A 12782-nucleotide genomic window follows, 5' to 3' on the forward strand; every position below is an offset into this window, starting at 1 on the left:
CCAAGGCCAGGCTGATGCTCGACACCCTCCGTCGAATCGTGCAGGAAGTGAACAGCGCTGCGGATCTAAAAGATGCGCTGGAGCTGATGACGCGCCGTGTGCGCGATGCCATGGGCACCGAAGTCTGTTCGATCTACCTGCTCGATGCCCAAGAGCAACGCTATGTGCTGATGGCTTCGGAAGGCTTGAAGCGGGAAGCGGTTGGCTGCGTCAGCCTCGGTGCCACCGAAGGGCTGGTGGGGCTGGTGGGCATGCGCGAAGAGCCGGTTAACCTCGAGGATGCGTTCTCGCATCCGAAATTCCTCTACCTTGCCGAAACCGGCGAGGATCCGTTCCACGCCTTCCTTGGTGTCCCGGTGATGAACCAGGGCAAGGTACTCGGCGTGCTGGTGGTGCAGCAGCGCGACAACCGCCGCTTCGACCAGAGTGAAGAAGCGTTTTTGGTAACCCTGTCTGCGCAGCTGTCGGCAGTGGTGGCCCATGCCCGCGCCAATGGTTCCATCGAAGCGCTGGCGCGCAAAGCCGCGCCGAACAGCACCGCCATCTACGAAGGTTTGGTCGGCGCCAGCGGTGCTGCCATCGGCACTGCAGTGTTGCTGTTCCCGCCGGCAGACCTGGCGGCGGTGCCAGACCGGGAAGCGGAAGACATCGAAGCTGAAGTGGCGCTGCTGGAATCGGCGTTGGTGCGCGTGCGTGCCGACGTGCGCGCGCTGTCGGAACGCGCGCGCGGCCGGCTCGGCGATGCCGAACAGGAGTTGTTCGAAGTGTATTTGCGCATGCTCGACAAGCATGCGCTGGCCGGCGAAATCGTCGCCAGCATCCGTGAAGGGCATTGGGCTCAAGGTGCCCTGCGCACCGTCATCGACACCCACGTGCGCGCGTTCGAGATGATGGATGACGATTACCTGCGCGAGCGAGCCGCGGATGTGCGTGATCTTGGCCGCCGGGTGCTGGCGGAGCTGCAAAGCCGCAATCGCCGGCCCCAAGCGTTTCCCGACAACGCCATCCTGATGGGCGAAGAAATCACTCCCACCATGCTGCTGGAAGTGCCGCAAAGCCGGGTGGCAGGCATTGCCACCATCCAGGGTTCGCGCAACTCGCACATGGCCATTTTGGCGCGCGCGATGGGCATCCCGACGGTGGTGGCGCCGAGCCTGCCGCTCAAGCAGCTGGATGGCCGTGAGCTGATCGTCGATGGTTTTCGTGGCCGGGTGATTGCCAATCCGCCGGCGGAGCTGCGCCACCAGTTTCAAGTGATCATCGACGAAGAACGCACGTTGATGGCGGGGCTGGAAAAGTTGCGTGAGCTGCCGGCGGAAACCCGCGACGGCCAGCGTATCGCACTGCAGGTGAACACCGGTTTGTTCACCGATATCAGCCGTTCCTTGCAGCGCGGCGCGGAAGGCGTCGGCCTGTACCGCACCGAAATCCCGTTCATGATCCGCGACCGCTTCCCGTCCGAGGAAGAGCAGCAACGCATCTACCGCGAACAGTTGCAGTCGTTTGCGCCGCATCCGGTCACCATGCGCACGCTGGACGTGGGCGGTGACAAGGCGCTGCCCTATTTTCCCATTGTTGAGGACAACCCGTTCCTCGGCTGGCGCGGCATCCGCGTCACGCTCGACCACCCGGAAATCTTCACCACCCAACTGCGCGCCATGCTGCGTGCTAGCGAGGGGTTGGACAATCTGCGCATCCTGCTGCCGATGGTGAGCTCGGTGTTTGAGGTGGAAGAGGCGCAGCAGCTGATCCACCGCGCTTGGCTGGAAGTGTGTGAAGAAGGCGCCGACATTCTGCTGCCGCCGGTGGGCGCGATGATCGAAGTGCCGGCGGCGGTCTACCAAGCGCGAGCGTTGGCACAGCGGGTCGATTTTCTGTCGGTGGGCACCAACGACCTGACCCAGTACCTGCTGGCGGTGGACCGCAATAACCGCCGCGTGGCCGACCTCTACAACTTCTACCATCCGGCGGTGCTGCATGCGCTGGCGCAGATCGTCGCCGCCGCCGCCGCCGAAGGCAAACCGGTGTCGGTATGCGGCGAAATGGCCGGCGATCCGGGCACCGCCTTGCTGTTGGTGGCGATGGGGGTGGAAGTGCTGTCAATGAACGCGCCCAACTTGCTCAAGGTGAAGGCGGCGATCCGCAATGTTGCCCGCAGCGATCTCGAGCAACTGCTGGCCGAGGTGCTGCAGATGGACAACGGCGAGGTGATCGAGGCTTACGTGGCGCTGCAGCTGGAACGTGCGGGGCTGGAAGAGCTGCTGGGCAAGCGCGTCGTGGCGTGAGCAGTTGCCGCAGTGACAGTCGTCGGGGTGGTATGCGGCCTATGGGCCGGCGCAGGGCAGTGGCTATCATCGGCGTCCTCTGAGCGGCCCTTCGGCCGTCCCCCGATCCGAGACAGGAAGCAGACAATGCAAGACGTGGTGGCGATTCCGGCAAGCCCGGAGCTGGTGCGCAGCACCGAACAATTTCTCACTGCTGTGGCCAACCGCGGCAACGGCGCTGACGCCTTCATCGACCTGGTGGACCAGCTGACCAACACGCTGTTGAGCCTGTTCCTGGAAGAGCCGGCAAAAATGGCGCGGCTCACCAGTGGCCAACAGAAAGTGATCGATTTCGCGGTCGGCACCGCCGGCAAGGCATCGCATATGCTGACGCGCCAAATCTACAAGAAAACCACCAACGAAGAATTTGCGCCGATCGTGCGCAACATCGAAGCCATGTACTGGCGCGCCAGTGACGAGAACGACCAACAAGCGATGATCGCGCTGCCGGTGGACGCCGGCTTTGCCGCTGACTTCCGTCGCGCTACCGACGCCAGTGTCAGCGGTAACGGCCGCGAGGTGGTGGACCTGACCGTGGATGTGATGGGCCGCTTCATCGACATGATCCTCGATCGCCTGTTCCTGGAGCAGACCCGCCACGTGAAGATCGGCTTCGTCACCAAGAAAGCGCTGGATCTGGGCGTGGAAGGCAGTCGCAAGGCGCTGCACAGCGTGACCAGCAAAGTGCTGCACGGCCTCAGCAACGATGAGCTGGCCGGCTATATGACCCACTTCGGCCAGGTGCTGCGCCAGCGCGCCTGAGCGTCAGTGGCGGCTGTCGCTGCTGCCTAGTGCAGCGCCGGCCGCGTCCCAACGCTGTTCCACCATCTGCGGTGAGCCGGTCGCCGGCAGCCAGACCAGGCTGCTGGCGCGGGTACCGTAGTGCGGTGCGTTGATGAAGATCGGCGCCACCATGCGTTCCACCTCCAGTGCCACCCCAGTGGCGGGCAACGCGGCATCGTCCGGTTGGTGGCGGTCTTGCAGCAGCGCCGCCAGCGCCTGCGCATCGCCGCCTTCGGCCAGTACCTGCGTCAGCGCCTGTGTGCCGCGCACCACCTTCGGCCAGGGCTCATCCAGTTGCCCGTTGCACAATCCGTGGATGCCCGGCGCCAGCGGCTGCGGCGCGGCGCCGCGGTTGTTCAGGTGCCAAAGGCTGTCACGGTCCCCCACTAGCAGGTTAAAGCCGCCGTATTGGTCGCCGTCACGCGCGACCTGCTCGGCATAGGCCTGCGGTGACGCTGTGCCTTGCAGGAAACTCAGCGGCAGGTCACCGCGGGAACGGGGAGCCGGCGCGATGTCGCCATCGCGGAAGTTGGTGACGGCGGCGAACCGGCCGCTGAGGTGGATGCCGAGCCAGGTGCCGCCGGCGCGTAAATCGAGACCGCAAAAGATGTCGCCGCGCCAGCGAGCGGCCTCGGTGGGGCGGCCATGGAATTCATCGCGGTTGGCGGCGGCCACCAACGGCCAGCGGGGGTCGGCCTGCCAGGCCAGGAAAATCACGCACATCGAGTTGTCTCCGCAGGCAGCCCGCCAGCGCCGCGGTGAAAGGGCGTTATGCGGGCAAAACTGCGTTAGCATAGCAGCCCGGCCAACATGGAGCGTCTGATGAGTTTTGAATACCTGCCGGCCTATCTGGGCCTTGGCGTGATCGCGGGCTTGCTCGGCGGTGCATTGGGATTGGGTGGGGGCGTGGTACTGGTTCCCGGTTTGTTGTTGATCCTGCATTGGATGGGGGTGCCGATTGATGTGGCCACCCAAACAGCGGTGGCCACCTCACTGGCGACCATCGTGCTGACGTCCACCAGCGCCATTCGTGCGCACCACAGCAAAGGCAACGTGCGTTGGGAAATCGTTTCTAAACTGGCCGTCGGCATTCTGCTCGGCGCCTTCGCCGGCGCCTTCGTCGCCGACTGGCTGTCGGGCCCGCTGTTGGCACAATTGTTTGGCGGCTTTGCGGTGCTGGTAGCGCTGCAGATGCTGTTCAGCAGCACCCGTCCGGAAGATCCAGCGGCGGTGGAACGGTTGCCCGGCCCGGTGGGTCTGACCGCCTGTGGCGGCATCATTGGGGTGCTGTCGAGCCTGTTTGGCATCGGCGGCGGCTCGCTGACGGTGCCGATGCTCAACGCCTTCAAAGTGCCGATGCGCCAAGCGGTGGCAGTGTCGTCCGCGTGCGGCTTCCCGATTGCGGTGGCCGGTTGTACCGGCTTTATCATCGCCGGCTGGGGTGATGCGCGGTTGCCCACCGGCAGCTTTGGTTATGTGTTCCTGCCCGCGGCGCTGGGCATTGGCATTGCCAGCTACCCGATGGCCAAAGTCGGCGCGCAACTGGCGACGCTGCTGCCGGCGGCGACGCTGAAACGCGTGTTCGCATTGCTGCTGGTGATCATCGGCGTGCGCTTGGCGCTGGGCTGAACGGAAACCGTTTGAGGACAGTGTGATGTTGCAATATCCGCAGATCGATCCGGTGGCGCTGTCGCTGGGCCCGCTCAAAGTGCACTGGTATGGGCTGATGTATCTGATCGGCTTCGTGCTGGCGTGGTACTTGGGCATGCGCCGCGCGCGCCGGCCAGGCAGTGGCTGGACGCCGCAGCAGGTGGGCGACCTGATCTTCTACGGTGCGTTGGGGGTGATCCTCGGCGGCCGCATCGGTTACATGCTGTTCTACGGCGGCCACAAGCTGGCCGCCGATCCGCTCTATCTGTTCCGGTTGTGGGAAGGCGGCATGTCGTTCCACGGCGGGGCCATCGGGGTGCTGCTGGCGCTGGCGCTGTTCGCGCGCAAAACCGGCAAACGCTACTTCGAGGTCACCGACTTCGGTGTGCCGCTGGTGCCGCTCGGCCTGCTGGCCGGCCGCATCGGTAACTTCATCAACGGTGAGCTGTGGGGGCGTGCCACTGACGTGCCCTGGGGCATGGTGTTTCCGGCCGATGCCGCGCAACTGGTGCGCCATCCTTCCCAGCTGTACCAAGCCACCCTGGAAGGGCTGCTGCTGTTCCTGCTGCTGTGGTTCTATTCTCGCCGGCCACGTCCGTTGGCGTCGGTCACCGGCCTATTTGGGGTCGGTTATGGCATGGCCCGCATCATCGGGGAATTCTTCCGCCAGCCGGATGCCTACCCCGGCTTCATCGCCGGCGGTTGGTTGACCATGGGCATGCTGTTGAGTCTGCCGATGGTGCTGCTCGGCATCGCCATGATGGTGTGGGGTTATCGCAATCATCCGCAGGGGGCGCGGGCATGAAACAGTACCTTGATCTGCTGCGCCATGTGCGCGACCACGGCGTCGACAAGAGCGATCGCACCGGCACCGGCACGCGCGCGGTGTTCGGTTACCAGATGCGTTTCGACCTGGCCGATGGCTTCCCGGTGTTAACCACCAAGAAGTTGCACCTGAAGTCGATCATCCACGAACTGCTGTGGTTTTTGGCCGGCGACACCAACATCGGCTACTTGCAGCAGAACGGCGTCTCGATCTGGAATGAATGGGCCACCGCTGACGGCGAGCTGGGGCCGGTGTATGGCGCCCAATGGCGCAGCTGGACCGGCGCCGATGGCCGCGTGGTGGACCAAATCAGCGATGTGCTGGCAGAGATCCGCCGCAATCCGGACTCGCGTCGGTTGGTCGTGTCCGCGTGGAACCCGTCGCTGCTGCCGGACCCGTCGCTGAGCCCGGTGGCCAACGCGGAAGCCGGCCGCCAAGCGCTGCCGCCGTGCCACTGCCTGTTCCAGTTTTATGTGGCGGACGGCAAGTTGTCTTGCCAGCTGTATCAGCGCTCCGGCGATATCTTCCTCGGCGTGCCGTTCAATATCGCCTCCTATGCGTTGCTGACGGTGATGATGGCGCAGGTCTGTGGCCTGCAGCCGGGCGAGTTCGTGCACACGCTGGGCGATGCGCACCTGTACTCGAATCACTTCGAACAGGCGGACCTGCAGCTGTCGCGCACGCCGGGCCCGCTGCCCCAGCTGCGGTTGAATCCGGATGTGACCGATTTGTTCGCGTTCCGCTTCGAAGACATCGAGCTGCTGGACTACGCACCGGCGGCCCATATCAAGGCCCCGGTGGCTATTTGAGGAGAGCGCCATGCGTCGTGCATTGATGGTGGCCCGTGCCCGCAATGGCTGCATCGGGCGTGACAATAAGCTGCCTTGGTACCTGCCCAACGATCTCAAGTACTTCAAGCAGGTCACGTTCGGTAAGCCGGTGGTGATGGGGCGCAAGACCTGGGAATCGCTGAAGGGGCCGTTGCCGGGGCGCACCAACATCGTCATCAGCCGCCAGCCGGATTATGTGGCCGAGGGCGCGCGGGTGGTCGAGAGCTTGGACGCAGCGCTGCTGCTGGCGGACCAGATTGCAGTGATTGACGGGTCCGAGGAAGTGATTGTGATGGGCGGGGCCGAGATCTACCGATTGGCGCTGCCACAGATGGAGCGGCTCTATATCACCGAGGTGCATGCCGACGTGGACGGCGATGCCTTCTTTCCGGAACTGCCAGCGGGGCAGTGGCTGGAGCAAGCGCGCGAGGACTTCAGCGCTGAGGGCCCCAATCCCTACGATTACAGCTTTGTGGTCTACCGGCGCCGGTAGGCGCCGGCTGCGGTATCAGGACGGCTCCGGCTCGCGCGGCAGCAGGCCGTAGAAGCGGAACAGCACGATCGTCACCAGCGCCGCCAGCAACGCGCTTGGCACACTGGCCAGTAGATAGGCCGGCAGAGTTTGGCCGAACACCCCATCCGCCATCGCCATCAGGCCGGCGGACGCGCCTTTCACCACCAATTGCGACAGCATCAACGCCAACACCAACTCGCCTTGCACCGGCGCCGTGCGGCGCCAGGCCTGCTGTACCGCGGTCAGCGGCAGCGTACCTTCCAGCACCACGATGAACGGCGCGATGCTCACCCGGCAGTACCACCAGAACGTGATCATCAGCCCCAGCGGCATGCCCACCGAGGTCGGCACCAGTGACAGCCCGATGCTTAGCACCAGAATCGGCGGCATCACCATCAGCACGTAGGCACCGGCCAACGGCAGCAGTTTGCGCAGCGCCACCGTCAGGCAATCCACCACCGGGCGCGCGCGGCCGGCTTGCAGCGCCGCCAGTTGGCTGATCAGCGCGGCGTCCGCCAGCGGCAGCAGCAACAGACTCAGCACCATCGACAGCTGGTTGAACTGCACCTGCTCGCCATCCACCGACAGCAGCGGTCCGGACAGACCCAGTACCAGCGCTTCGGCCAGCGCGAATGGCAGCGTCACCCATAGCAGCGTGCGCAGGTTGTGGCGCCAGAAGAACCAGGATTCGCGGAAACGTTGCATCAGCATGGCGGGGAACAACTCGTTGCACAGAATGAAGAGGCGATTGTACTGGCGGGGGGCTGTTCGTGCAGCCACGGGGGGTGGATACAAAAAAATTGTCAGTAGGTGCTTGACGGATTCTCTTCTGCAAATAATAATCGTTCTCATTCAAAGGGAGAGCCCCATGACTGCACCAGCCACCACTGTTACTCGCCCCCGCCCCCGTCGTGAACGCTTACTGACAGTGCGTGACGGACGCGTGAGCAGCCGTCAGTTGCTGAACGAGGATGGGCTGCTGTGGATTCGTCACGGCGATGGGCTCTACCAGCTGCGGCAAACCGCCAGCGGTAAATTGATTCTTACCAAGTAACGTTCTCGGGGCGCCCGGTGGGTCAGCACCGGGCGGGCGGCACTGGCAGGGTGCCCAACCAGTTCGCTGGTACCTGCCACTTGTTTCTCCCCTGACGGACCAGCCAGCCGACGCCAGCCAATCCGACACTATGCGACCCAAGGGTCGCCGCGCTGATGACGGAACCAGGAGGCGGATATGGTGAATGTGCTGTTGTCCTCCCCGGCGAGGACGCCGTGGTCGACGGAACTGACTCAATGTGTCCAGGCACTGGGTGACCGGGTCGTGCGTTTGCGGGAGATGTCATCAGAGCGCTTGGGTGCGGTCATGCGGATGGGTCCGCTGCGCATCACCGGCTGCAACGATGTCGCCAAGCTGACACTGACGGCGCCGCCGGACGGCGTGCATGTCAGCCCGGCGTCCGATGTGGTGCGTTGGCAGCAGTCGCCGTTCGCGCTGGATTTATTCTCAAGACACTTTGCGTTGGTTTTTGCAGTGGTGGCGCCGGTCGAATCCTGGTCGGCGCACACCCTGCTCTTTTTTTCCCGTTTCGGGGTGTTGTTGTACCAGGTTCAGGTTGGGGCAGTGGCGGAGTTTGAGCAGCTCGTCAGTCAGTGCGCCCACCCGGACCAACTGCCACCGCGGCTGGATGCCGCACCGTGGTCGGAGGTGTCGTCGATGCGGGTGGATGTGACGACGTTGGAGCAGGACTGGTCGCGGTTGCGTGAGCCGGGGGATTTCGATGCGCTGCTGCGTCGCCACGGCATCCGCCGCTTGCGGGCTTACCGCAAGGTGCGCGACAAGTTTGCCCGGGCGGTGAGCCTGGACAGCGTACCGGCACTGCTGATGTTGGCAGCGGCGCGCCACACGCCGCTCACCATCAGCTGCAGCAACGCCGCTGGTGTGCTGAGGCACCAAGGACGGGTGCCGCTGGCGGCCGGCGCCGGGCCACAGCTATGGCTGGGGCAGGGCGCCATGTCGCTGGCGCTGGATCTGCGACAAGTGGCGTCGGTGTGGCGGGTGCGCAAACCCACCTGTGCCGGCATCGTTACCACGGTGGAGTTGTTCAACGGCGTGGATGAGCGGGTGTTGACGCTCAGCAGCGGCCGCCATTTCGGCCGCTGGGAGTTACCCAGTTGGCGTGCATTGCTGGCCGATTGCCTGCTGCCGCCAGAACAGCACGGACGCTGTTGGCCACAGGCGGCGGAGGGCGCCTGAGTCGCCTCAGCTCGGCGCGCGGAACAGTGCGTCGATGCGCACCAGCACGGCAATGATCGGCGCCGCGGTCGCGCCCTGTTCCTTCATTGATTCCTCCGCCATCGGCGCCACGGCACAGGTCTCTGGCAGTGGCAGCCGGCCGTCCAACAAGGCGCGGAAGCGCGCGATCAGTACCCACTGCAACCATTCATGGAACGCCATGCGGTCGGCGGCGAACGGCAGCGTGCTCTCGAACGCCTCCGGCGCCGGCGGCCGCGCCTGCCATAGGGTGGCGCGCGCCAGTTCCTGTTCCAGTTCGGTCAGCAGCGCGGCCAGTGTGTGCCGTTGCAGCTCAGACATCGAGTTGCTCCAACAGCGCCGGCAGGTCGGCAAACGACCTCAGCGTCGGGGTGTCGGCCGGCAGCGGCTCTGGCCACGGCATCTCCAGCAGGTTCGCCCACACCGCATCAAAGCCCTGGCTGCGTGCGGCCAGCACGTCATCGTTGGGGTGATCGCCGATGTGCACCACTTGGTCGGCCCGTACCTTGGCCGATGCCAGTGCCGCCAAGAAGATCGGCGCATCGGGCTTGCCGCGGCCGATGCTCTCCGAGGAGTGCTGGAAGCCGAACAGGTGATCGAGGCCGATGCGCGCCAAGCTGGCGTTGCCGTTGGTGAGGGCACCGATTTGGTAGCGGCCGGCGAGTTGTTCAAGTGTGGGTACGACATCCGGAAACAGGGTCACTTGCTGGCGCGCCTCAAGAAACACCTCGAAGGCATCTGCAGCCCAGCGCCGTGCTTCAGGCTCACCGTAGCCGGCTTGCTTGAGGCCCTCCACCAAGGTGTCGCGGCGTAACGCGCTGAGGTTGTGGTGGTAATCCGGGTGCGCTGCCATCAGCTGGTCGCGCAGTGCGGCTTGGCTGGCGCGGGTGAGCGTGTCAGCGAGCGCTGGATCGCGCTCCAGTAGCCAGTCGCGGGTGGTCTGTTCGGCTTGGCGGATGACCGCGTCCACCGGCCACAGGGTGTTGTCGAGATCGAAAGTGATCAGCTTTAACCGAGCCATGTCATCTCCATGGGCAACGCCGATCAGGCGTCGTCTTCGCTGGCATCATCGCGGCGCTTGGCACGCGGGTGGGCGGCATCATAGACCTGAGCCAGGTGCTGAAAATCCAGATGGGTGTAGATCTGGGTGGTGGACAAGTTGGCGTGGCCGAGCAGTTCCTGCACTGCACGCAGGTCGCCACTGGATTCCAGCAGGTGGGTGGCGAACGAGTGGCGCAGCATGTGCGGATGCAGGCGCTGGTCGAGGCCGTGCTCGCGCGCCTGCGCGGCCAACCGTGTCTGCACCATGCGCGGGTGAATGCGGCGGCCGCGCCGGCCCAGGAACAGGGCGCTGTCGTCGGCATCAGCGAGGTGCTGCGGGCGGCGCTGGCGCCAAGCCCGCAGCGCTGCAATCGCTGGTTTGCCGATCGGCAGGTCGCGGGTACGGCGGCCTTTGCCAAGCACGCGCACGCTGGCGTCCTGCCAGTCGATGTGATGGACATCCAGCCCCACCAACTCTGACAGCCGCAGGCCGGAGGAATAAAACAGTTCCATCATGGCGCGGTCTTGGCAGGCCCACGGGTCGTCCGGTGGCAGCGGCGGATCAAGCAGCCGTGCCACGCCATCCGGGTCCAGCGTGCGCGGCAGCCGGCGCGGGCTGCGTGGCGGGCGAATATCCAATGCCGGGTTGTCGCGGCACAGCCCCTCGCTGACCAGCCAGTGGTAGAGCCCGCGCAGCGACGACAGCAAGCGCCCGAGGCTGCTGCCGCCCAAACCTTGCCGGTGCAGCTGGGCCACCAGCTGCCGCACGTGCTGGGCGTGCAGGTCGGACCAGTGCTGTAGGCCCTGCTCGGTCATCCAGGCCATCACCTTTTCCAGGTCACGGCGGTAATGGGTGACGGTGTGCGGCGACAGCCGCCGCACGTCCTGCAGCCGCTGCAGATACAGCGCCAGCTCCGGCTGCAAGGTGACCACCGCTCAGGCGCGCCGTGCCGGCAGCCGCGGATGGTGGCGCAGCAGTTCGTGCAGGCGGCGGCTGAGCACATCGCCGATGTGGCTGATGAACAGCGTATCCAGCGAACTGCGGAAGTGGTGGGCATCTTCGCTGCCGATCGCCAGCAGTCCTTGGCGGCCGTTGAACTCCAACGGCACCATGGCGGCGGACTTCACTTTGTCGGCATTGGCGCCGAACAGCTCTTGAAGCTCTTCGTCACGCAGCACACCGCAGACAGTGTTGCCGCTGCGCAGCAGGCTCTGCAGTGCAGTGTGTTGGTCTTCGGCGGCGAGACAGCGCACCTGACGGCGCAACTCGCCGGTCAAGGCTAAGTCGCGGTCGTACACCAGCAGCTGCACCGCATCGGCGGCAAAGTCGCGTTTCAGCTGTTGCAGCAGCGCCGGCAGCAAGGTTTCCAGCGTGCGCGCTTCCACCAGCGCCAGCACCAGTTGGCGCGTCTTTTCGAACAGTTGATCGTTGTCGCGCGCAACCGCCACCAGGCCGTTAAGGCGTTCACGCATCTCTTGGTTGCGTTCGCGCAGGATCTGCGCCTGGCGCTCCAGCAGCGACACGGCAGAGCCGCGCGGGTCCGGCAGTGACATCAGCTCCAGCAGATCGGGACGGGCGTGGAAGAAATCAGGGTGGTCGCGCAGGTAGCTGACTACCTGTTCGCGGCTCAGGGCGGTATCGGTCATCGGCCTCTCCATGGTCATGGGCACACCGGGTCGGGGTAGGGCAGCACACCGTCGTACACCGCACAGGCGGGCCCGGTCATGGTGATGTGAGTGCCGGCGTAATGAATCTGCAGCGTGCCACCGGGCAGCTGCACACTGACGCTGTCGTCGAGCAGGCCGCGGCGCTGGCCACAGACCACCGCGGCACAGGCGCCGGAGCCGCAGGCACGGGTTTCGCCAACGCCGCGTTCGAACACGCGCAGGCGGATGTGGCTGCGGTCGATGATCTGCATGAAGCCGACGTTGACCTGCTCTGGGAAGCGTTCGTGCTGGGACAGCAACGGGCCCACCTCGGCCACCGGTGCTTGGTCGACGTTTTCCACCAGCAGCACGCAGTGGGGGTTACCGAGCCCCACCGCAGACACCTCGTGCGCGTTGGTGCCGGCCACGATCAAGTAGCTGTCGGCTTCCGCTTTGGCGACAAACGGGATTTGGTCGAGCTGCCAGCGCGGGGCACCCATGTCGACACTGATCAAACCATCGTCGGTGATGCGCAGCTGCATCTGGCCACTGTGGGTTTCTAGCCGCAGCGTGTGGCCGTCGAACAGGCCTTTGTCGCGCACGAAGCGTGCCACACAGCGGGCGCCGTTGCCGCACTGGCCCACTTCAGTGCCGTCGGCATTGAAAATGCGGTAGCAGAAATCGGCATCGCCGTGGGCTGGCTGGATCAGCAGCAACTGGTCGAAACCGACGCCGGTATGGCGGTCAGCAAGGCGTGCCAAGACATCGGACGGCCACGGCGGACCGGTCTCCGGCAGCGTCTGGCTGACGCCGTCGAGCACCATGAAGTCGTTGCCAAGACCGTGCATCTTGGTGAACTGGATGGACATCGAAACTCCGTGGATCGGGCAGGCAGGGG

Annotated in this window: 15 protein-coding genes; 8 read left to right on the forward strand and 7 right to left on the reverse strand. The window is 65.0% G+C overall.

Annotated features, from left to right (window positions below; all coding sequences use genetic code 11):
• Positions 1-14 precede the first annotated feature (14 nt).
• Together ptsP and AB5I84_RS12020 are read left to right on the forward strand one after the other, a co-directional pair.
• Positions 15-2285, forward strand: a complete 2271-nt coding sequence (gene ptsP, locus AB5I84_RS12015; RefSeq protein ID WP_369456148.1) for a phosphoenolpyruvate--protein phosphotransferase — start codon at positions 15-17, stop codon at positions 2283-2285.
• A gap of 126 nt (positions 2286-2411) precedes the next feature.
• A complete protein-coding gene (locus tag AB5I84_RS12020) occupies positions 2412-3086 on the forward strand; it encodes a hypothetical protein (RefSeq protein ID WP_369456149.1) in 675 nt (224 codons plus the stop codon).
• A gap of 3 nt (positions 3087-3089) precedes the next feature.
• On the opposite strand, the gene AB5I84_RS12025 is transcribed toward AB5I84_RS12020, so the two are convergent.
• On the reverse strand, positions 3090-3830 hold the full coding sequence (locus AB5I84_RS12025) for an NRDE family protein (RefSeq protein ID WP_369456150.1): 741 nt from the start codon (positions 3828-3830) through the stop codon (positions 3090-3092).
• Positions 3831-3929: 99 nt separating this feature from the next.
• Between AB5I84_RS12025 and AB5I84_RS12030 the strand changes: the two genes are divergently transcribed.
• Genes AB5I84_RS12030 through AB5I84_RS12045 form a run of 4 tightly spaced genes read left to right on the forward strand, consistent with a single transcriptional unit; the run spans position 3930 to position 6906 of the window.
• Positions 3930-4736: a sulfite exporter TauE/SafE family protein gene (locus tag AB5I84_RS12030; RefSeq protein WP_369456151.1), complete on the forward strand. Its 807-nt coding sequence runs from the start codon at positions 3930-3932 to the stop codon at positions 4734-4736.
• Between the two features lie 25 nt (positions 4737-4761).
• Positions 4762-5562, forward strand: coding sequence for a prolipoprotein diacylglyceryl transferase (gene lgt, locus AB5I84_RS12035; RefSeq protein WP_369456152.1), 801 nt, complete (start codon positions 4762-4764; stop codon positions 5560-5562).
• Positions 5559-6392, forward strand: a complete 834-nt coding sequence (locus AB5I84_RS12040) for a thymidylate synthase (protein ID WP_369456153.1) — start codon at positions 5559-5561, stop codon at positions 6390-6392. Before lgt ends, AB5I84_RS12040 begins: the two co-directional genes overlap by 4 nt.
• A 10-nt stretch (positions 6393-6402) precedes the next feature.
• Positions 6403-6906: a dihydrofolate reductase gene (locus AB5I84_RS12045; protein ID WP_369456154.1), complete on the forward strand. Its 504-nt coding sequence runs from the start codon at positions 6403-6405 to the stop codon at positions 6904-6906.
• Positions 6907-6921: 15 nt separating this feature from the next.
• Here the strand turns inward: AB5I84_RS12045 and AB5I84_RS12050 are convergent, their stop codons facing one another.
• Positions 6922-7638, reverse strand: a complete 717-nt coding sequence (locus tag AB5I84_RS12050) for a hypothetical protein (protein WP_369456155.1) — start codon at positions 7636-7638, stop codon at positions 6922-6924.
• Between the two features lie 157 nt (positions 7639-7795).
• Here AB5I84_RS12050 and AB5I84_RS12055 point away from each other — a divergent pair, with 157 nt between their 5' ends.
• Positions 7796-7981, forward strand: coding sequence for a hemin uptake protein HemP (locus AB5I84_RS12055; RefSeq protein ID WP_369456156.1), 186 nt, complete (start codon positions 7796-7798; stop codon positions 7979-7981).
• A 177-nt stretch (positions 7982-8158) separates the two neighbouring features.
• Positions 8159-9178 carry a hypothetical protein gene (locus tag AB5I84_RS12060; protein ID WP_369456157.1) on the forward strand — a complete coding sequence of 340 codons (1020 nt, stop codon included), beginning with the start codon at positions 8159-8161 and terminating at the stop codon, positions 9176-9178.
• Between the two features lie 6 nt (positions 9179-9184).
• Here AB5I84_RS12060 and AB5I84_RS12065 read toward each other — a convergent pair whose 3' ends face one another.
• From AB5I84_RS12065 to dapF, 5 genes are read right to left on the reverse strand one after another with little or no spacing between them, the layout of a single operon-like run.
• The gene (locus tag AB5I84_RS12065; RefSeq protein WP_369456158.1) at positions 9185-9517 is read right to left on the reverse strand and encodes a YqcC family protein; all 333 of its coding nucleotides are present in this window, start codon (positions 9515-9517) and stop codon (positions 9185-9187) included.
• Positions 9510-10217 carry an HAD family hydrolase gene (locus tag AB5I84_RS12070; RefSeq protein WP_369456159.1) on the reverse strand — a complete coding sequence of 236 codons (708 nt, stop codon included), beginning with the start codon at positions 10215-10217 and terminating at the stop codon, positions 9510-9512. The genes AB5I84_RS12065 and AB5I84_RS12070 overlap by 8 nt, the downstream gene beginning before the upstream one ends.
• 23 nt (positions 10218-10240) lie before the next feature.
• Positions 10241-11170: a tyrosine recombinase XerC gene (xerC, locus tag AB5I84_RS12075; RefSeq protein WP_439650216.1), complete on the reverse strand. Its 930-nt coding sequence runs from the start codon at positions 11168-11170 to the stop codon at positions 10241-10243.
• Positions 11171-11173: 3 nt separating this feature from the next.
• The gene (locus tag AB5I84_RS12080) at positions 11174-11884 is read right to left on the reverse strand and encodes a DUF484 family protein (protein ID WP_369456160.1); all 711 of its coding nucleotides are present in this window, start codon (positions 11882-11884) and stop codon (positions 11174-11176) included.
• A gap of 14 nt (positions 11885-11898) precedes the next feature.
• Positions 11899-12753 carry a diaminopimelate epimerase gene (gene dapF / locus AB5I84_RS12085; RefSeq protein ID WP_369456161.1) on the reverse strand — a complete coding sequence of 285 codons (855 nt, stop codon included), beginning with the start codon at positions 12751-12753 and terminating at the stop codon, positions 11899-11901.
• Positions 12754-12782: the final 29 nt, after the last annotated feature.

The sequence above is a fragment of the Alcanivorax sp. REN37 genome (genome assembly GCF_041102775.1).
Lineage (GTDB): Bacteria > Pseudomonadota > Gammaproteobacteria > Pseudomonadales > Alcanivoracaceae > Isoalcanivorax > Isoalcanivorax beigongshangi.